Consider the following 23059-nt stretch of genomic DNA (forward strand, 5'->3'; position numbering starts at 1 on the left):
TCCCTCTTTTTTCGATCTCCCTGCTCCCCCACTTTCGTCCGTCGCGCCCATGCAAAATTTTGCTTTGTTTTTCACCCGCTTCCTCTCCTGGTGCACGCACCCGCTCCCTCGCCGCGCCACCCGCCCGCTCGTCGCGTTTGCGCTGACAGTGTTATGCGCGGCGACCTCCGCCCACGCGGCGCGCATCGTCTACGTAAAGTCCGGCGCCAGCGGCAACGGCTCCTCGTGGGCTTCCGCTTACGGCAATCTCTCCACTGCGTTGACGGCCGCGAAAGCCTTGAATCCCACCGCCGGCGATCCCGTGGAAATCTGGATCACCGCCGGCACCTATAAACCCGACGCCCCTGCGCTCAATCCGGACGACTTTATCTTCGAAACCGATCCGCGTCTCGGCACGTTCAGCATTCCGAGCCACGTCAAACTCATCGGCTCGTTCAGCGCGACCGCCCCCGAATCTTCCGTCGGCGCGCGCACGCTCTCCGATACTTCGGCGATGACCGTGTTGAGCGGTGACATTGGCCAGCCTTACACTGCCACCACCGCCCCGACGACCCGCGCCACCGCGCTCGCGGCCGTGCAACTCGATCCGGAGAACACCACGCTTCAAGACAACGTCACAAACGTCGTCACGATTACCAACAGCGTCGGCGTCACGCTGCAAAGTCTCATCATCACCGGCGGTTACGCCGTGCATCGCGAGACGACGCCCGAAGGCGACGTCCTCTCGATGGCCAAGCCGAACCCGCGCGATCCGATCAATAAACTCGCGCTGAACACCTTTGGCGGCTCCGACATGAAAGTGCGGCGCCAAGCGGCGGGCGGCGGCATCTTTATCGAATCCGACACCGTGCCCACCGGCACCAACCTGACGATCGACGGCTGTTACCTCGTGCAAAATCACGCGCTCGGTTTCGGCGGCGCGCTCGCGATCCTCCGCGCGCAAATCGAGTGCGGCTCGACCTGGTTCGTGGCGAACAGCGCCGTGGACGCCGGTGGCGCCATCTGGGGCCGCGCGCAGAGCAGCAATTTTTACGGCGGCGCCATGCTGCGCAACGTCTCCGGCAACGGCGGTGCGGTGCAACTTAATCAAACGGCGATGCCGCTCGCCAACTGGGCCGACACGCGCGCGCGTTTTCTTTTCGGTAACGATATTTTCTATGGCGCCAACAAAGTGAACGACGACATCTCCCGCGCCAACATCGCCCCGTCGATTACCTCCCAATCCGGCCTGCTTTCCATTGAGGACAGCACCGGCCGCCTGATCGGTGTCGCCGTCAGTGTCGCCCAGGATGCGGCGATCAACGCCCTCGGCTCGACTGCAGTCAGCAATGCGATGATCGGCGTCGATGTCGTTTCCTACACCGTGCTCGCGAGCGACATCCTCGTCTTCGCGCTGCAGGATCAGGGCGTCAACAACGCCTACACGAAATACTGGAGCGAGGAATTCGCCCCGATGTGGCGCAAGATGTTCACGCCGCAAGGCTGGATCGACGAACTCAAATACACCTATTTTTCCGACGCGAAGATGAACAAGGATATCGCCGAGAACGACGTCCGGTTCGCTTACGGCGAGTTCATCAACAAGAGTCGACCGACACGTTTCGTCGGCGTGCGTTTCGATCATAACATCGCCCACGGTGACGGCGGCGCGCTTTTCGCGGTGCACGCAAACTACGTCGCTGAACGCTGCCTCTTCACCGAAAACGACGCGGCGGGCGACGGCGGCGCGATTGCCCAGCGCGCTTACAACAAAACCCAGATCGTTAATTCCGTGTTCTCCGCGAACGGCGCGAAAGGCTACTCCGCCATCTCGCTCGCGAGCAACGCCCGCGCGCGTATCCTGAACTGCACGATCGTGGACAACACCTCGGGCGCCGCCAGCGGTTACGCGGTGGGCGTCGAGCTCGGCGCCGAACTCAACCTCACGAATTCCGTGCTGTGGGGAAACCACAACCCCACGACCGGCAGCGTGCAGGGCGGCGCGGACATCTTCACCTCCCTCCCGAAGAATCTCTCGAAGGACGTGCGCAAATGTTACGACGAGGCCATCCAGTATCGTTTTCTTTTTGTCGGCACGACGGACATTTTCGGGTGTAACATCGAGAGCCTGAGCACGCTCGAAAATGCGTGGGGCCTCGTGGATATCGGTTTCACGAAAGCGGTTTTGCTCAGCGGCGGACTCGAAGCGGCCGCGCAAATCCGGCAGTTCGCCGATGCCAATTCTGCGCACGATGCCTTGGAACTCTACTTCACCGGCAGCGGCAACCGTTACCTCTATGACCGCGGCAACATTTCCGTGGATCCGATCTTTCACGATGGCTGGCTGCCGGGCCCGACCTCGCCGGTGATCAACCGCGGCTCGCTGGATTCCTATGGTCTCGTGTTCAGCGGCTTGTCCGAACAGCTCGATTTTCTCGGCGCTGCCCGCACCTACGCGGCGAATTCCATCAGCATGGGCGCCGTGCAATCGCCCACGGCTTCCGATGGTTCCGCGACCGCCGAATCGGTCGGTCGTTATTTCGTTACGCCAACCGGCGCGGGCGACAAAACCGGCCGCAACTGGGCCAACGCCAGCGACGACCTGAAAACCATGATGGCGAAAGACGGCGCCGAAGTCTGGGTCGCCCTCGGCACGTATTATCCGAGCAAAACCGGCGATCGTTTCGCCTCCTTCTCGCTCGGCAAAAGCACGCGCGTTTACGGCGGCTTCGCCGGCACGGAAACGGTGTTCGCCGACCGCGATCTCGTGAACAACCTCGCCACGCTCTCCGGTCAGCTCTCGGAAGTCCCCGGCAATGCTTCCGCCGGCCAAAGCTATCACGTCATCAAACAGCAGAACACCGAAGGTGCGCTCGTGCTCGACGGTTTCATCGTGCGCAAAGGCAAAGCGGACGGCACGGGTGAGCCGCAAGGCGGCGGCGCGTATCTCGGGAACACGGCCTTCGCGTTTGCGAACGTGACGTTCCGCGATTGCACCGCGACCAACGAGGGCGGCGCGATCTACGCCGCCGGCGAACGGATTTTATCCATCACCGATTGTAAGTTCGAGTCGAACGTCGCCAACACCGGCGGCGCGCTTTACAGCGTCACGACGCTCCTGATGGATCGCAGCCGGTTCACCGACAATCGCTCGACTTTGAAAGGTGGCGCCGTCGCCGCGATGGCGTCGAACGCCGCCGGCCAGAAAGCGAATTTCTACAACTCCGTCTTCGCGCGGAATTCCTCGACGAACTCCGGCGCGGGCAGCGCGATCTACGTCAACGTGCTCTCGAACGAAATCCGCAACTGCACGATCACGCAGAACAGCGGCTACGTAAACCGCGACCAGGAACATTACGGTAGCGCCGTTTATTTCGACGGCGTCAGCGGCATTTTGCAGAACTCCATTTTGACGAACAACGGTTCGACAGCGTTTACCGCCTCGGGCTTGCCGGTGGAACTGGCGAGCATCCACATCACCGCGGAAGACCAGTTGGGTTTCTTCTTCGCCTACAGCTTGGTGGAAGGCCTGCAAACCACCTCGTTCGGCGGCGGTTCGGTCCGCGTGAAAGGCGACTACATGGCGGGCTTCACGAAAATTTCCACGAAGGCGTATGACCGCAACGACTATGGCGAAGGCGCCGAGGACGAAGGTTACACCTCCACTTTCTACGCCAAGATTCCCGGCCTCTCGAATAGCTATGTCGACAACTGTCTCGATACCGATCCCGGTTTCGTGAACGCCGTGCAACTCGACCTGCGTCTCGGTTCGCGCTCGGTTGCGATCAACCGCGGCGAAAATCGGGCGATGGGCTGGTTCTCTCTCGATGCGAATAATCTCCCGCGTCAGGTCGGCACCAAGGTCGACCTAGGCGCCCACGAATTCCAAGGCACGACCAATTCCGTTTACAGCATCGTGACCGCCACGCGCACGATCACCGACGACGGCCCGGTTTACAGCTTCACGTTTCACCCGGAAAATCCGCTCACGTCCGACGCCACGTTCGCGTGGATGGTGAACAAAAACGACGGCCGCGGCTTCGTCGCATTGCCGACGGATGCGCGCATCTCCGGCACGAACAGCAGCGTGCTCGTCCTGACGCAACCTCCCGGGGAATGGAACGGCTGGAGCTTCCGCGTCACCGTGGGTGGCTCGAATACGGCCGTGGCTTCCGCAGCGCTCACCGGCGCGGCGAACTCGCGCTACTACGTCAACGGCGCCGTCACCGCGTCCGGCAACGGTAAGAGCTGGGCCACGGCGTTCAAGACGTTGCAGGAAGCGCTCGCCGCCAACAGCGGAGTAAACGCCAGCGACTACTGCCAGATCTGGGTCGCCCAAGGCACCTACGTTCCCAACCGCAATGGCACGGGAAAACAGTTCACCCTTTACTCCGGCATGGTCCTTTACGGCGGCTTCAAGGGTGACGAGACCGCGCAGAGCCAGCGCAATCCTGCGCTCTATCCCACGATCCTCGACGGCGCCCAACCGGGCGCGAAGGAAATCTACGATTACTCGAATTACCTCCTGTCGATCACCACTTACGAGTATATCCCGTTGTCCGCCGTCCTCGACGGTTTCACCCTGCGCAGCGCGTTGTATCAAGCGGTCACCATCAACACGCAGGGCAATGCGCTGCCCGCGAAGATCAGCAATTGTATCATCGAAAACGAAAAGGGCACGGGTGCGCTCATCGGCGGCCCGGCGACGTTTAAAAATGTCACTTTCCGCAAAAACAAACTCAGCGGTGCCAAGGTCAGCGCTGGAAATGTGGTGTTCGAATCCAGCCTCTTCACGCAAAATTCCGGCAGCGAAGGCGCCGCGCTCTCCGTTTCGGGCGGCAATGTCACGCTGACCAAAACCACGATCGCCGACAACTTCGCGAGCCTGCGCACAGGCGGCGTCGATATCACCGGCGGCACGGTCACGGTCGAACGCAGCATCCTTTTCAACAATCGCGACAACGCCACCGAACTCGGTGCCACGCTTGAGCCAGCCCAGCTGAAATCGAAGAACGCCACGCTCACGGTCACGCACTCGTTGATCGAAGGCCTCGTCACGTTCACCACCGGCGGAAACTTCGGTTATCACCCGCTTTTCACCGACCCGCTGACGCAGAACTACACGCTCTCCGCCAACTCACCCGCCATCGCGCTCTCGGCGGGCGCCTATCCGTTTGTCGGCACACCGAAAACGACGTTCAATCTCCTGACCCTGCCCGCTTCGAGCGAAGAGCGCACGAGTCTCTTCTCGAAAACGTTTAGCTACACCTGGCCTTCCGGCGCGGGCTATATCGTCAATTGGGAAATCGATCGCGGTAACGGCTTTGTCGGCGCGGATGTCGCCGGGCTCCCGTTCACGCTTTCCACCGCCGCGACGGGGAGCACGCTGGTCGTGACCAATACCGGCGGCGCCATCCTGCCGTCGTTCCGCGTGCGGGCGAACCTCCAGACCGTGCAGTTCGGCGCGCTGACGCCGCTACCGGTCGTGACCTTGAAAGTGATCCCGCCGGTGATCCGTTATGTGAACGCCGACGCGGCCACCGGCGGCAACGGTCTCTCCTGGGCCACCGCGTTTCGCACTTACGAAGAAGCCTACAACAAACTCCCTTCGGACAACGTCGAACTCTGGTTCAAAAAAGGCACCTACACCCTCAAGAATCAGCCCATCGTCCCCGGCGTGACGATCTACGGTGGATTCGCCGGCACGGAAACGTCGCTCAGCCAGCGGTCACTGACTTCCGCCAACACCACTTTCCTCAACGAAGTGACGGTCACCAGCGGTCAGGGCCACAATATCGCGGGCAATTATTACCCGAGCCTGGTGCTCGGTCGTCAGGTCGTGCTCGATGGCGTGCAGGTCGTGACCAACGCCAACACCGCCGGCCTCTACCTCATCGGCGGCGGCGGCGTGTATCGCAACTGCGACTTCGTCGGCGCGAACACGCGCAACGCCGTCATCATCCAAAGCGCCCAACCGACGTTCGAAAACTGCTCCTTTGTCGGCCCGGCCAACGCCGCGGTGGCTATGGATCGCAGCGCGCCGGTCTTCCGTTCGAGCCGTTTCATCAATTCCTACAACAGCGCGAACGGCGGCGCGATCACGGCGACCTTCTCCGATCTGATTATCGATCGCTGCACGTTCGATAACAACCGCACCTACAGTCAGGGCGGCGCCATTTACGCGACGGGCGGTTCGCTCACCATCACCAACACCCTCTTCACGAACAACCGCGCCGGCGACCAGGGCGGCGCGATTGCCACGGGGGCGAACCTCGAGCTCGTGAACTGCACGTTCGCGAACAATCGCACCTCCAAGCAGGAAGGCGCCGGCCTCTATTATTGGGGCCAGGCTCACGTCGCGAATTCCATTTTCTGGGGCAATCGCGGCGCCGTCGCGAGCCGGAGCACCGCCAACGCAATGGAGCGTTACCAATTCGCCAGCGGCGGCGGCAGCCTGGCGATCGAATACTCCATTGTCGAAGGCCTGCTGGCGTTCGCCGGAAATAACAATCAGCCGTTCAATCCGCTCTTCGTCGGCAGCGGCGCGCAACCGTTCGCAGTGATCGCCAACTCGCCGGCGATTGACGCCGGCAAACTGAGCGCTCTCGACATCCTTGCGCCAGTCATCGCCTACCCGGGTCGCGTCACGCGCACGCTCGACCTCGGCGCGTTCGAGTCGGCCGCGGCGGTGAGCAATATTATCAAACTCACCTCCGCACCGGCGCCGGTCTCCACCTACAACGGCAGCAATCTCACCTTCACCGTCGCTGGAGAAAATTTCGTCAATGCCGCCTTGGGCAACAACGTGGTCTGGGAACGCTACGTCAACGGGGCATGGACCGTCATCACGAACGGGAACGGCTACACGATCACCACGACTAATTCATCGAGCACGCTGAACGTGAACAACACCAGCGCAGACAAGGCGGGCGATTATCGTTACCGCATCCCGTCGCTCGGTTTCTATGCACCGGGCTTCAACGTGAATGTGCAAACCCGCCGCGTCGTTCACGTCGACGAAAAGGCCGCCAGCGGCGGCAACGGCGCGACGTGGGGCACGGCGTTCAAAACGCTCGACGCGGCGCTCGCCTCGGGCTCCGGTCTCGAAGTGCGCGTCGCCGCCGGTCTCTACACGCCGACCCGGTTGGTGCTGACGCCGGGCGTTCTCTTCCGCGGCGGTTACGGCAACAGCGGTTCCGCCGCGCAGCGTGATGTGCGTAATGTGAACACCAACCTCACGCGCATCACGGGTGGCAACATGGTTTACGCGGACGGCTCGGGCGGGGAATTCGATTTCAGCACCGGGTTCGAAGGGTTCACTTTCACGCCCCAGGGTTCCAATTCCATTTGGATTACCAAGAGCGCCATCGTGCTTTTCCGCGACTGCGTCTTCGCAGATTTCGGGTCCCCCTCCGTGAGCAACGCAGTGCTCATCGACTTCGGCGCCAGCGGCATTTTCGAAGACTGTTTGTTCCGCAACAACGCCGGCATCTTGCTGAAGCTCGATCAATATGGCTACGCCCAAGTCTCGCGCAGCGTGGTGCGGAACAATCTCAACACGTGGCTCTACGTCGGCTTCATGGGTTCCACGATCATCGAAGACACGACGTTCACGGACAACACCGCCGGCGTGGGCAACGCTGCGACGCAGATCTACGAAGACCGTTACCTGATCAAACTCGGCAACGCGGGCGGCACCGAACCGCCGCCCCGCAGCTTGATTCAGCGCAGCCAGTTCACGAAAAATTCCGGCACCTACCAGATCGAAGCGGGCGGCCCGCTGGTGATCACCGATTCGCTTTTCGACCACAACACCGGGCCGGCGATTACAGTTTCGGGCGATCTCAGCCTGCGTCACGTCACGATCGCGGACAACTCCGTCCTCCAGCAAATCACGAACACCGGCACGCCGCGTTCCGTCCCGCTCATTCGCCAACACAGCGGTGCCTTGCAAATCGTCAGCTCCATCTTCTGGAACAACCGCAGCCTCGGTTCAGGAAACAGCATCGAAATCCAGCAAATCGAACGCGCAGGCGGTTCGCTCGATCTGCGTGGCAGCATCCTCGAGGGCTACAGCACCTTGGGCGGCACGCAAAACCGCGGCGTCAACCCGCTGTTCGTCGACGCGGACAATGGCAACTACCGGCTCGATCCGTATTCTCCTGCGACGTTCAACGGCGTGTATGCCTACCTCACGGACTACGATCTCGCCGGCACGTCGCGCCCCGCCTCCATCAACCAAGGCCTCCACCTCGGCGCTTACACCTTCGCCGGTTACCCGGGCGGCACTTATCTCGCGCCGATTTCCCTCGGGGCGACGCCGAAAACTACGCCCGTGTTTCTCCGCAGCGCCGGCACACTCACGGTCAACGGCCTCGTCGGTTCCACGGTGAACTGGTTCCGCTGGACCGGCACGGCCGCGATCCCGCTCGACGCGAGCGATGCGCGCTTTGTCATCACGAACACCGCCACGAGTTCCACGCTCACGCTCAACAACATCGCGGCGACCGACACCGTGGGTTTTGTTTATACCATCACCGGCACCGCCTTCCGCTCGCCGGTCACGTATCTCACGCCGACCGTGCGCCCGCGCGTGTATGTCGACGCCGCCAGCGCGGCCACCAATGGCGACGGCTCCACGTGGGCGAACGCCTCACGGTATCTCTCCCACGCTTACAAATACGCCCCGGACAACGCCGAGATCTGGGTGAAAGCCGGCACTTACGAATCCTACGGCACTGAATTCGTGCTTCGCCCCGGCGTCGAACTCTACGGTGGCTTCACGACCAACGCGACCGACTTCACCCAGCGCGATCTGACCGGCGAGCTGACGATCATCTCCGGGCGCGTGCGCTCCGCCGACGCCAACCGCAACACGCTCGTCGACGGCGTCACGTTCACCTCCACCACGTTCGGGCTCGTGCTTTCCGGCAACGCTTCGCCGATTATCCGCCGCTCCGTGTTCCGCGATTCGACTTACAGCGGCTCGGTGTTGATCAGCGATGCGGCGACGCCGCTGTTCGAAGACTGCAAATTCCGCAACAACGGCCCGGCGAGCATCGCCATGAGCAACGGTGACGCCACCGTCACGCGCGGTGATTTCACCGGCACGGGCCGCGCCTTCAACTCCACCGGCGGCAAGCTCACGATCACGAATTCGCTCTTCCACGATTTCCGTTCCGCCAACGGCATGATGCTCGTCAGCCAGAACCCCGCGGCGGAAGTCATCATCGATCTCAGCACCGTGCGCGACAACACCGGCCCGGATCTCATCCAATCCTACGCCGGCACCCTCACCTTCCGCAACTCCCTCATCCGCGGCAATCATTCGAGCTACCAGGGCCTCATCGTCGTCGGTCGCGCGAGCTCTGTAACGCGTGGCACCGTGGAAATTCTCCAGTCCACCGTTTACGGCAACGACAACACCAACGGCACCGGCGGCATCTACCTTTACGACGGCGCGCTCGTCGCGCAAAATTCCATCTTCTGGAACAACCGCAGCCGCCGCACCGGCCTCAGTCTCGAGCAACAGCAAGTGCACCGCGCACCGTCGGATGCGCAATCCACCGCAACCGTTTCACTCACTTCCTCGATCGTCGAAGGGTTCGCCAGCCTCGGTGGCACCGGCAATTTCGCCGATGCGCCGCTCTTTGTCGATGCGAGCGCCGGTGACTTCCGGCTTTCCAGCATCTCGCCTGCAATCGACGCGGGCAATCCGTCCCCCCAACAGACCGGTTACGATCTGGGCGGCTATCCCCGCACGTGGGGCGCCGCGCCCGATCTGGGCGCCCACGAATTCTACGGCACACCCGATGCGCCGCTGCGCATTGTGCGCTCGCCCACTTCGCTCGACAGCGCCGTGAACGGCACCGCGACGTTCGTCGCCGAGTCCGCCACTGCGGGCACGTTTGTCTGGCAGGTCGAGACCGCGCCTGGCGTGTGGAGCACCCTCACCACGGGCGGCATCTACACGATCACGGTAAACGGCAACACCAGCACGCTCACGATCACCCCGACCACCGCCGCAGAACACGGCCTGCGTTTCCGCTACACCTTTGGCGCGGTAAATTCCACGCCATTCGTCCTCAGCGTCGTCAGCAAGCGCGTCATCTATGTCGACGTCGGCGCGACCGGCGCGATCAACGGCACCACCTGGGCCACCGCGTTCCGCAACATGAACGAAGCGCTCGCCAACTGGAGCCCCGGCGCCGAGATCTGGGTCAGCCGCAAATCCACCGTCCGGCTCACCACGCCGATGGTGCTCGAAGACGGCATGAAACTTTACGGCGGTTTTGCCGGCACGGAAAACGCCCTCGAACAACGCTCGGCGCTCGCCCAGACGTTGCTCGAACCCGAGACGATCAGCCAGCTGTGCTTCGTCGATCAAACCGGCCATCCGCTGACCCGCGACACGCTCATCGATGGTTTCACCTTCCGCGCGAAAGCCCAGGAGCGCGGCCTCATCCTGCAAGCCGCCAACCTCACGGTGCGCAACAGCACGTTCACGAATTTCTACTCGGCCGCAGTCGATAACACGTCCTCTTCGCCGCTCTTCGAGAACTGTCTTTTCACCCGCAACGCCGACGGCGCGATCCGGGACACGGCTTCGGCTTCGGAAATCGTTTCCTGCCGTTTCGAAAACAACTGGTCGCGATTCCAAAACGACATCGGTTCCGCCCTTCGCATCGACGGCAATCTCTCCGGACAAATCACGACGGTGCGCGACACGATCTTCCGCAGCAACACGCACTCCGCCGTTTCCGTGCGCAACGGCTCGGCTGATTTCGACCGCTGCACGTGGACCGCCAACACCAATTTCCAAGCCTCCGCGCTTTACGTCCTCTCGACCGGCACCGCTGCCGTGCGAAATTCCGTGATCGCCGGCAACACTGCAACCGTGCGCGGCGGCTGGTATCCGACGATCGTCACGAACGATGGCACGCTCTCGCTCACCAACGTCACCTTCGCCGGCAACACTGCCGCCGCGTGGAATACGGCGGGCTCCGTGCTGGTTAATTCGCGAAATCTCACCGTCACCAACTCCATTTTCTGGGCGAACACGGTCGCCAACAACGTCGTCAACACGAGCGTGGAGCAGCAGAATCTTCAAAACCTGGGCACGGGCGTCGTGCAGGTTTCCTCCACGTTGCTCCCTGGCCTCTCGCTTTACGTCGGCGACCACAACTTTGATTTCTCGCCGGTCTTCGATCCAAATTTCCCCGACGAATATCGCCTCTCCGCGTTCTCCCCGGCGGTCAACGCCGGCGACAACACCGCCATCGCGATCAACGGCACCGACGTCACCGGTGCCCACCGTCTCGTGGGCACGACGGTCGATCTCGGCGCGCGTGAGTTCACCGGCACCGCGGATCTCACGCCGATTAAAATCAGCGCCAGCAGCAGCGGCGCCTTCATCCCGGTCTGGAGCACGGCGCCCGGCACTTTCACGGTGAACGCTGACAACAGCGTCATCGGTCGCATCCTCTGGGAAACGCAGGTCGACGGCCAGTGGGTCGCTCTCCCGGCGGGTGGCGACTTCAGCCAGTTTAATTCCGGCACCACGTCCACACTCACCGTCGCCGCACCCGCGAGCGACGACATCGCGGACCGTTACGTGCGTTTCCGTGTGCTCGGCGGCTCCACTTACGTTTCGGAAACTTACACCGTCACCACCGCGCGCAGCAATGTGCGCTACGTCAACGCCTACGCCCCCGCTGGCGGCAACGGCCAGTCCTGGGCCACCGCGTTCACCACCATCGCCGACGCCGTCGCCGGTTCGCCGAGCCACACCGAACTCTGGATCGCGCAGGGCACTTACGCGGACACCACGCAAATCACGCTGCCGAGCGCCCTGCGTTTCTACGGCGGCTTCCGCGGCAACGAAACCAGTCGCAACAACCGACAGACCGACCGCACGCAAACGGCGATCGCGAACACCCTTCTCATTCCCAACGCGCTCGACACCGCGCTGTTCGATACGCTCACGATGCGCGCCAACGCCATCACCGTGCAGCATCGCCCGACGGTGTTCCGCAACGTGAAGTTTGAAAACGGCGCCACCCTCTCCTCCAACTACGCGCGCAGCCTGTTGCTCGAAGATTGTTTGTTCACCAACAACGCCGCGCCGGTGTTTTTCGCGACCGACAGCGGCACGATCCGCCGCACGACCTTCACGAACAACCAGCGCGCCCTGCAGCTCATGGGTTCCAGCTGGCTGATCGAAGATTCTAAATTCGAAACCACCTCGGCCTTCACGCCGACAGGCGGCACGCAGTTCCTGAGTTCGATTGCCACCGGCCTCGTGGTGAAGCGCACGTCGTTCCTCAACGCCAACGCGTTCTCCCCAGCGATCAATCTCTCCACCGGCGGCGTTTCCGACTTCTTCGATTGCACGTTCTCCGGCAACAAAACCACGCAGAACGGCCCGGGCCTGCTCAATATCCAAAACGCCACCGCGCGTTTCGATCGTTGCGCGTTCATCAATAATAAATCGCTGCCGCTCCCCGGCATCGCCATCGCCAGCGCCGCCGTGCTGCGCGCGCAGGCCGGCGCGACCGTGTCCGTCCGCAATTCCTACTTCGGCGACAACCAGACGACCTCCGCGAGCTTCTCCGCCGCGGGCGCGGGCACGATTTCGATCGAAGACTCCACCGCGACCTTCATCGGCGTCACGCTCGTAAACAATTCCGCCACGCTGCAGGAAACCGCCGGCATCGTGCTGACGAACAGCACAGGCACGATCGCGAACTCGATTCTCTTCGGCAACACCGCCATCGGTGGCTCCGTTGAAAACCGCCAGCTGAAGACCGCGAACTCCACGCTCACGATCCATCACACGCTCATCGACGGCCTCGCGACGTTCACCGGCCCGGGCCTGAGCGGTCACAACCCACGCCTGATCGGCGTTGCCGGCCGCTTGCTCCCCGGCACGGATTCCCCGGCGCGCAACGTCGGCGACAACTCCGTGCTCCTCACCGGCGAAACCGATTTGCTCGGCGCCGCACGCACCAGTGAGGACCTCGTTGACCTGGGTGCCATCGAACCCACGACCGCGTCCACCACCGTCACGCTCGACCTTGCGCTCTCCCGCCGCGTCGTCGGCGGTTATTTGGAAATCACCTACGACAACACGCGCAACTACGCGGGCCTCGTCTGGCAGATCAACACCGGCACCGGCTGGCAAAATGTCGTCGTGCCGTCCGGCGCCGACACCACCAACGGCACGCTGCGCACCTTGCGCCTGCCGTGGTCACCGGAACTCTACGAAGGCGCGAGCCTCCGTTTGCTCGGCACCGATTACACGTCGACGAACTATATCGTCGCTTACGGCACCGTCGCTTCGATCAACGCCGTCGTCACCGCGAGCTTCCCTGGCCCCGGCACGATGGCGCCAAACGCGAAGCCGAACCTCAGTTTCACTTACGATCAGGCGCTCGCCAACAATGCCGTTAATAATTCGAGCTGGATCGTTCACGGTTTCCTGCAAGGCCGCTTGCTCTCCAGCCGCTGGGGCACCGTTTCCAACGATCTGCTGCAACCGAACCTGACCACGGGCATCACCTTCAAACCGGGTGAAATCGTCGACGCGACTTCCACCGCCGGCATCGTCACCGCACTCGGCGGCACCGCGAAACCTTACGTGATGCGCTTCTCGCTACCGAATGTGAGCCGCAACGGAAAATTCCGCCGCAGCGACAGCCTCGCGACCACGGGCAACATCACTGGCGCTTCCGCGGGCGACATCAACGGCGACGGTAACAACGACGTGATGTTCGTCGGCGACGAGGGCGCCTGGATTTATCTCGGCGACGGCGAAGGCAACTTCACCCGCCTGCAATACGCTGCCACCGGCCAGTGGAACGCCTTCGCGCTCGCCGACTTCAACGGCGACGGCCGCCCGGATTTCGTCGGCTCGCGCGGCAACAGCTCGCTCACCATTGAAACTATCGACACCGCCGGCGGCATCGCGACGAACATTCTCACCGCGTCACTCGCTTACTCCGGACGTCGTTTGCTCCCGGGCGATTTCAACGGCGACGGCAAACAAGATCTCCTCGTCCTCGGCGGTGCGGAAACGCTTTTGCTCAACAACGGCGACGGCACCTTCACCGCGACGGCGCAAACGTTCGCGCCGGCGGGCGACGCCACGCGCGAAGCCGCCATCGGCGACATTGACCGCGACGGCGATTTGGATTTCATCCAAGTCCGCGGCACCAGCGGCGATATCTACTCCTGGATCAACGACGGCACGGGCCAGTTCACGACCGGCACCACGCTCAAGATCGCGGGCACGCAGACGATGGTCTTCACCGACCTCAATCTCGACGGCTGGCCCGATCTCGCGATCGCCGGCGGCACGACGAACGACACGATCCACATTTACACGAACGACAAGACCGGCCAATTCGTGCGCCGCTACTCCTTCGCCGCCGGCAAGGTCGTCCAACTTGCCGCCGCTGACTTCGACGGCAACCGCACAGTCGATCTCCTCGCCATCACCGGCAACTCGGTCGACACGGTGTGGAGCAACAATGGCTACGCGTCGTTCAGTTCCGCCGCGGCTACGTGGACTTCCACCGGCGCTACCGCCACCGCACAAGTCGCGGTCGCTGACTTGAATGGCGACGGCGCCGCCGACGTCGCGCTGCCGCAAGGCTCACGCGTGCATTTCTGGATGCCCGGAAATTATTTCGCCGGCTTCACGAAGACGCTGGCCGAGGCCACCACGCTCACGTTCACGCAGGCGGATTTCACCGGCTCGACCACGGAAAACGTGGCGACGGGATTTGTCCGCGCGGTCGACAGCTATGTGATTACCAGCCTGCCCACCCACGGCACGTTGAAAGCCAACGGTGTCGCCGTGACGCTCGGGCAGAAGCTTACCTACCTCAATAACGCACAGCCGCTCACGCTGACCTACACGCCGACCGGCCACTACTACGGCACCGACTCATTCAAGGTAGCGCCGGTGGATTTCGTTTCCACCTCACCGTCGGGCCGCGTCACTCTCGCCATCTCCCGCGTGATCGACGGGCCGACCGCCGAGGCGCAATCGGTGAAGTTGTTCAAGAATCACGCGCGCACGTTCACTCTCAGTGCGACCCACCCGGAAGGCGAAGCGCTGGTGTTTGCCATCAGCCAGCAACCGGCCCACGGCACGGCGGCGCTCACGGGCCGTTCGGTGATTTATACGCCGAACAACGATTACGTCGGCAGCGATTCCTTTGTCTTCACGGCGGCTGACGCGTTCGGCAACACCGCCGGCGCGGGCGTGGCGCTCTCGATCAGCGACACGATTGAAACCGTTTCCACCACCGATGCCTCGGGGCCCGGTTCGCTGGCCAATGCGCTCGCCGCCATCGTCACGCAAGGCGGCAGCGGTCGGATCGCGTTCGACTCCGCACTCGCCGGCCAGACGCTGGAACTCAGCGTCGCCACCGACACCGCGCACGGCCCGACTGCCGCGCTCATTACTGGTGACCTTGAAATCGACGGCACGGCTGCGGCCGGCTTGAAGATCAAGCGCGCCGCCTCCACGGCTGAATTGCGCCTCTTCCGCGTGACGAGCACGGGCTCGCTCCGTTTGAAAAATCTCGAACTCATCGATGGTCTCGTGCGCAGCGAATCCGCCAGCCTCCCGGCGCGCGGCGCGGCGATCTACAACGAAGGCACGATTTCTTCCGAGAATGTCATCCTGCGTAACCATTACGCGCACGGCCTCACCACCACCGGCGCTGAAGGTGGCGCGCTCTATAATGCGGGCGGCACCCTCACATTCCTCAACGTCGACTTCATCGACAATCACGCCGAAGACGATTCCGGCAATGGCTCCGGTGGCGGACTCTTCCTCCGCAACGGCTCCGTCGACTTCACCGACAGCGGCCTGATCAGCAACCAGGCGCCGACCACCGGCGCGGCGGCTCACTTCGTCGGCGATAACGGCGCGGTCGTTTCGACTTGGACCAACACCCGGTTCCAAAGCCTGTCGGTCGCCCGCATCGGGACCGGCACGGTCGCGATCATCGATCGCAACATCGACTCGCCGCCCTTGCCGAATATCACGCCGGTGATCACCCGCGTGACGGTCGGCCAGATCAACGGCAACCACGACGAGACAATCACGCTCAATTCGCCGACTGCCACGCTGTCGTTCGCGACCGCCGACACGGAGTTTTATCGCGGTGACGCCGGCGTTCCGCAGATGGAAATCATCGGCACCGAAGGGCTGACCCGCACCCTGCGTTTCACCCCGGGTGGCAATTCCGGCGGCGTGACCAACGTGCTGCTGACCGCGATCGACGACGGCATCTCCTACACCAATCAGTTCACGGTTGGTTTCCTGACCGCGCCGTTTGTCGCTCCGACCGTCGCCGACCAGGACGTGTATGCGATCGATGGCAACGCGGTCTTGTTTACCCTCACTGGCACTCACGATTACGTGACGCCAGTCACCTTCGAGATTCTCACCCAACCAGAGCACGGCACAATTTCTGGCACGGTGCCAAACCTGATGTATACCCCGGAACCGGGTTACGAAGGCGTCGATTACTTGATCTATCGCGCGAACACCGAGCAAAACCTCGCCGCCAGTGCACGCATCACCCTGCGCAATGTCCGTTCGGAACGCCGCGTCACTAGCGCGGAACCCACCGGACCGGGCTCGCTCGCCGAAGTCCTCGCGCACGCCCCGCGCCTCAACACACAAGACTGGCGCGTGGTGTTCGATTCCTCGCTCGCTGGAAAAACCCTCGAGTTGCCCGAAGCTTCGCTACAAACGCCGGCCGGTCCGTCTGCCTTCTTCATCGACGGCAATGTCGAACTCGATGGCACGGATGCGCCCGGTCTGACGATTCGTCGCGGCGACGATGCCGCCGAAATGCGGTTGTTCTACGTCAGTCCGTCCGGCAATCTCAAGTTGCGCAACCTGACGCTCGCCAACGGCCTTGCGGCCGGCGCTGACGGCCAAGCCGGCCGCGGCGGCGCGGTTTACCTGGATCGCGATGACAACTACGCCGCGTCACTCGATGCCGTCGGCGTGACGTTCGATCACCACGTCGCGCTCGGTGGCACCGGCGCGAATGGCGAAGGCGGGGCGATCTATAGCCACAATGGTTCCGTCGGCCTCAAGGCATGTGTGTTCACGCACAACTCCGCCCTCGGTGGCGCCGGCGGCACGGGCCGCGGCGGCGCGATCTTCGATCACAACGGCCTGCTTTATTTCCACGGCGACGTGGCCGACCCGGAAAGCACTTTTGCGAACAACCTCGCCGCGCAAGGCGCCGAAGTGTTCCTCGTCGCCGACGGCGACTTGCAGGATCTCTACGGCCCGATGATGGCCACGTTCTTCAAAGCCAATATCACCGGACTAGGGACCTCGCTCATCAACGACGGCGCGCTGACGGTGCGCTCGTATTTCTCCACCGTCTCCGGACCTGGCGTCGTCAGTATCGCGCCAATCGCTTACACGGAAGTGAGCGGCCTGGATAAACTCTCGCTGGTGGTCGGCTCCGCGCCGGATTCCATCCTGGTCGACGTCGACGGCTCGCTTGAGTCGGGCTGGTTTACGCTGACCGGAACGATGGCCGCGCCGGTGTTGCGCGTTGAACCCACCACCGGCGGCGCGGGCGGAATGGTTAAACTCGCGGCGGTGCAGGGCAATTACCGCTTCGAACGCGATGTCCTGTTGAGCACCTATGATTATTACGGCCCGACGACCACGACCCAATACCTCGATACTCCGGTGAATACCCCGCGCGCGCTCATCCTCGATGTCATCGCGCCGGCTAACAATGTGTTGAGCTACACCATCACCACGCCGCCGCAACATGGCGTCTTGAGCGGCACGGCGCCCAACCTGACTTACACGCCGAACGCCAATTTTGCGTCCTCGGATAGTTTTGAATTTCAGGTGACCGACGAACTCGACTACGTCGCAACCGGTCACGTGGAAATCGACGTGCGCGGCGGTTCTGTGGATGCCGCGGATCTCAAGTTCATTGTGCAGAACGACGTTTCCTCGCCGATCGTGCTGACGGGTTCAGTGCAGACCTACGGCGTTGCTCTCACCTACGAGCCCGATCAGCCGACCCACGGCACGCTCACCGGCGCTGGGCCTAATCTGGTCTACACGCCGCCGGTGGGCTTCACGGGCACCGATGAATTCTATTATTTCGCCGTCGATGCTTACGACAATTTCGACCGCGGACATGTCACGATCCTCGTTGGCGATGTCGCCGGCGATGCCGCCCCCGTCCTCAGTGGCCAGGCACCGGTCCGGGTGACCTATCGCGCTGGAGAAGGCTACGGCTACGCCGTCTACGATCCGCTGCATCCCGAAGACTCCGCGTTCAACGCGCTGCAAGTCACCGATTCGGATCATGCGGAAACGATCACCGTCACCGTCACGCTGCCGGCAGACCGGATCAGCTCGTTTGGTTTCGGCAATCACGCGGCCGATTGGATCGGTGTGGACGATGAAGATCCTTATGCGGCCACCTCCATCCAGACTGCCGGCACGCTCGCGGAGGTCACTGCCCGCCTCCGTGATCTGACGATTGGCTCGCAGCTGGGTGACTACACCCTCGTCCCCAACCTCGGCGATTTCCGTGACTTTAACGTGGTCGTGACGTTGAGCGACGTGCTCGGGAAAACCAGTAGCTACGACCTGCCGGTGAATTTCGTCCACGGCGGCTCCACGCCGGTCGGTGGCGATTTCACCTTCTACACGGACAAGAACCAACCGCTCACCTTCACGCTGCCGGTCACCCAGGCCGAGAACGCGCCCCTGACGTTCTCGACCTTCATCTCGCCCACCCTGCAAGGCGCGCTCACCGGCACCGGACCGGTCTTCACCTACACGCCGCCGACCGACTTCACAGGCGAGGACGGCGTCCCCAACGAGGCAGGCCTCCCCGGCGCTTTCTTCTACCGCGCGGCCGAGCCCGGCGGTCGCGGCGACGGCGGCTTCGTGCGCCTCATCGTGAACACTCCGCCCGTCGGCGTCGCGGACACAACCACGCGCGGCACGAACGCAAAGTTCATCACCACCGCCTCCCTGCTCGCTAACGACACCGACGCCGACACGGCGGCCGGCGACACGTTGAGCATCACCGCCGTGTCCCCGCTCAGCGCCAACGGTATCGCTGTCACGCTCGCCGGCGGCACGATCACTTACGCCGCCAGCGCCTCGACCGCGGACGACTCGTTCACCTACACGTTGAGCGACGCGCGCCAGAGCACGCAGACTGTCACCGTGACGGTCCTCTACGACAACACCGCGCCCGTCGCGCAGGACGACACGCTCGAACGCGAGTATGGCCTGCCGTTGCAAATCAACTCCGGCATCCTCCTCGCCAACGACACCGACGCCGAAAACGATTTCACGTCAGTCGCGGCGGTCACCGCCACCAGCACGCACGGCGGCACCGTCACGCTCACCAGCGGCGTCATCACTTACACTCCGCCGACGGTCACGCAGATGGCCGACAGCTTCGGCTACACGCTCACCGATTCCCGCGGCGCCACGTCGACCGCCACGGTGTTCCTGGAAATCGCCAATCGTCCCCCGGTCGCGACCGACCTGACGCTGACGCGCACCAACGATCAAATCGCGACGGTCACGACCACGGCATTGTTGGCCGCCTCGAACGATCCCGACGGCGATGCGCTCAGCTTCGTGAGCGTGGAAACGACCAGCGCCCTCGGGGCCACGATCACCAAGACTGGTGACACGCTCACCTACACCGCCGCCTCGCAGACCGCGATCGCCGACGAGGATTACTTCCTCTACACGATCCAAGACGCTCAGGGCGGCACCGCCACCGGCATCATCACGGTGCAATTGCTCAACCGCGCGCCCGTCGCTGCGGCGCACAACGTTGGCCGTTTCAACACGGACGCGGCGAGCATCATCCCGATTGCTAACCTCGTCGCGGGCGCGACCGATGCCGATCTCGACCTCGTGACGTTTGACAGCGTCAGCGCCCTCAGCACCGCGGGCGCAACGCTAACGGTCGTCGGCACTGATGTCGTTTACACGCCGGCGTCGCTGCCACTCAACGTCGAGGACACGTTCACTTACACGGTCAAAGATCCGCGTGGCGCCATCGCCACCGGCACCGTGACGATGAAGCTGGTCAACCGCGCGCCGGTCGCCGGCACGAACCACGTCATCAACCGCTACAACACCGAACCGGGCACGATCGACGTCGACACGTTGCTGGGCAGCGCCACCGACGCCGACGGTGACACGGTGACCTTTGTCGCCACCTCCGCCACGAGTGCGCAAAACGCCACGATCAGCGTCAGCGCCGGCGTCGTCACCTACACCGCCGCCCCGCTCGCGATCACCGGCGACGACACGTTCACCTACACCATCACCGACAGCCGCGTGGCGACACCGGTCACCGGCACGGTCACGGTCAAACTCGTCAACCGCGCGCCTCTCGCGGGCGCTACGATCATCCAACGCCACAACGACGAGCCGGCCACGATCACCACCGCCGCACTCATCAACGCGGCCTCTGATCCGGACAGCGACCCGCTCACCTTCGTCGCCGCGGCCACCACCAGCGCGCAAGGGGCGACGATCAGCGTCAACGCGGGTCTCATCACCTACACCGCGGCTTCGCCGACGGCCATCGTGGGCGACGATACCTTCACCTACACGATCACCGACAGCCGCGTGGCCACACCGGTCACCGGCACGGTGACCGTGAAGCTGCTCAACCGCGCACCGGTCGGCGCAGCCGACAGCGTCAACCGCGCCGCCGGCGAAGCACTCAGCGTTTCCGCCGCCACGCTACTCGGCAACGACAGCGATGCCGACGGCGACGTCATCACGATCACCGCCGTTTCCGGCACGAGCGCTCAAGGCGTCCCCGTCGTCCTCACCGGCACGACGATCACCTACACGCCAAACGCCGCCATCACCGGAACCGACACGTTTACCTACACCGTCCGCGACAGCAAAGGCCTCGCGAGCGAGCCGGTCACCGTGACGGTCGCGACCACCGCGCCAACCACCGCACCTACGCTCACCGTCAGCAACCGCGCCGGCGGCGGCGCGGCCTTGCAGCTGAAGGGTGTCGCCTTCACGAGCTACGTGATTTCGGTTTCGACTGACCTCGTCACGTGGACGCCACTCACGACCGTCACCACCAACGCTCAAGGCCTCGCCACCGCCGAGGACACCACCGCGCCGAGCGACGGCGCCGGGCGTTTCTATCAAGCCGATCACAACTAACTTATTTTTCCCATGAAGCTCTCTCGTCTTCGTTTTCTTCTGCTCACGCTCGCACTCGGGCCGCTCGCGGCGTTCGCCGTGCCGAGCGATCCGGTCGGGGTCTTTAAACTCCGCCTGCAGGGCAACTCCGACACGACTGTTTCGCTGCCGCTGCTGCGGCCCGCCCTCGCGGAAGGCGCACTTGCCAGCCGCACCGGCTCCACCTTTACCCTCACGGTGGATGTGCCGGCCCTGCCAGTCGGAGGAGCCTTCGTTCTGGTGATGAACGGCTCGCTCGAAGGCACTGTGCTCCCGATCACCGACGTCAATGGACGCACAGTCACCATCGCCGCGGGTGCGATCGATCTCAGTGCGTTGCACACCGAAACCGTTCAGGGCCCTGCTTTGGGTGATACCGTCGCAGTGGTGCCTTACTGGACACTCGACACCGTGTTTCCCGGTGGCAGCGGCGTGAACATTTCCACCAGTGCGCTCACGCGCGCCACGGAAATTTTCTTCTACAACAATACCACCGCCGGCAAAAACCGCTCGGTGTCCCCTGCGTTTTTCTACTTCTCGGGCAACACCAGCAAACCGGCCGGCTGGTATCAAGTCGGCGACAATACCGGTCTCAAAGGTTCGCAGCGGCTCGACCCGCACAACTATGTCATTGTCCGTCAGAACGTCGCCACGGAAACCTCCCTAGCCGTGGCCGGTGCCGTGCAAATGGCCGGCTTTCGCGTGCCGCTCGCCTTGCTCGCCGCGGACACCGACCAAGATCATTTTCTCGGCCTCCCTTGCGCCGTGCCGATGACCTTGAGCGCTTCGCGATTGGTCGCCTCGGGAGCCTTCGCGGTATCGACCAGCGCCGTGACTCGGGCCGACGAACTCTATGTTTTCAACAACGCCATGGTGGCCAAAAATAAATCGCCGTCCGCCCCTTATTTTTACTTCGCCGGTAATGCCCAAAAAATTGCCGGTTGGTATCAGGTCGGTGCCTCCGTGCCCGACACTAGCTTCACCTTAAAACCAGGCGAAGGCTTCATCATCCGCAAACGCCAGGCGGCGACTATCCGCACTGATCTTTGGGACGCTTTACCCGTTTACCTTCAATAACCTTTTCCTCCTTCCTTTATGAAAATCCTCGCCAGCTTACTATTCCTCACGGCGGTCGTTTTGTCCCCCGCGGACGAAGTAATCATCAATTTCCAGAGTCCAGAGTTACGCGATCACGCCAATGTTCCGCTCGTCGACGGTCGCCTCGTCCTGCTCATCGCTAACGTCGGTTCCGCCAACACCGCCGGCACCGGTTTTAGCACCCTCACCGCCGGCAACTTAAACGTCGGCGACTACCTGAACGGAGGCCTCTATCAAATCATCATGCGCGCCCAGATAGACTCCAGTTGGGACGGCCCGGGCACATTCATCGATTCAGCCGCCCACATCCCGCTCCAACAAAATCCATTTCCCAATCTCAGCACCGGCGACCAACTCGCGGTCGTGTGGTTCTCCAATTTGAACTACGCCACCAGCTACTCTTCCAGCGCGAACCTTCCTTACGGGCTTTACAGCCTCTCTGCCTGGCAAGTTCCCTCCCCTGGCTTCATCCCCGATTTCTCCGTGCCGGCCGGCACGGTCGCATCCTATCTCACTCTCTCCGCCATCCCAGAACCTTCCACCTACGCAATAATCTTCGGCGCACTCGCACTCGGCCTCGCCGTGTATCGGAAGCGTCAGGGAAAGGGATTCTGAAGTTTTAAATCAACGAGTCACACCGCTCACGACCTGCAAACTTCGTGAGCTTCGGGTCCTTCGTGGTGAAAATCATAGTCAGAATCTTCACGTGGTTTCACTCGT

Annotated in this window: 3 protein-coding genes; all 3 read left to right on the forward strand. The window is 62.8% G+C overall.

Features of this window, described 5'->3' with window-relative positions:
* Positions 1-49: 49 nt before the first annotated feature.
* The 3 genes from ACRRQW_RS03830 to ACRRQW_RS03840 are packed head-to-tail and all read left to right on the forward strand — an operon-like array spanning position 50 to position 22954.
* On the forward strand, positions 50-21223 hold the full coding sequence (locus ACRRQW_RS03830) for an Ig-like domain-containing protein (RefSeq protein WP_438479933.1): 21174 nt from the start codon (positions 50-52) through the stop codon (positions 21221-21223).
* A 12-nt stretch (positions 21224-21235) separates the two neighbouring features.
* Positions 21236-22318: a TIGR02597 family protein gene (locus ACRRQW_RS03835; RefSeq protein WP_438479934.1), complete on the forward strand. Its 1083-nt coding sequence runs from the start codon at positions 21236-21238 to the stop codon at positions 22316-22318.
* Between the two features lie 18 nt (positions 22319-22336).
* On the forward strand, positions 22337-22954 hold the full coding sequence (locus ACRRQW_RS03840) for a PEP-CTERM sorting domain-containing protein (RefSeq protein WP_438479935.1): 618 nt from the start codon (positions 22337-22339) through the stop codon (positions 22952-22954).
* Positions 22955-23059 lie beyond the last annotated feature (105 nt).

It is taken from the genome of Oleiharenicola lentus, from assembly GCF_051660365.1.
GTDB lineage: Bacteria > Verrucomicrobiota > Verrucomicrobiia > Opitutales > Opitutaceae > Lacunisphaera > Lacunisphaera lenta_A.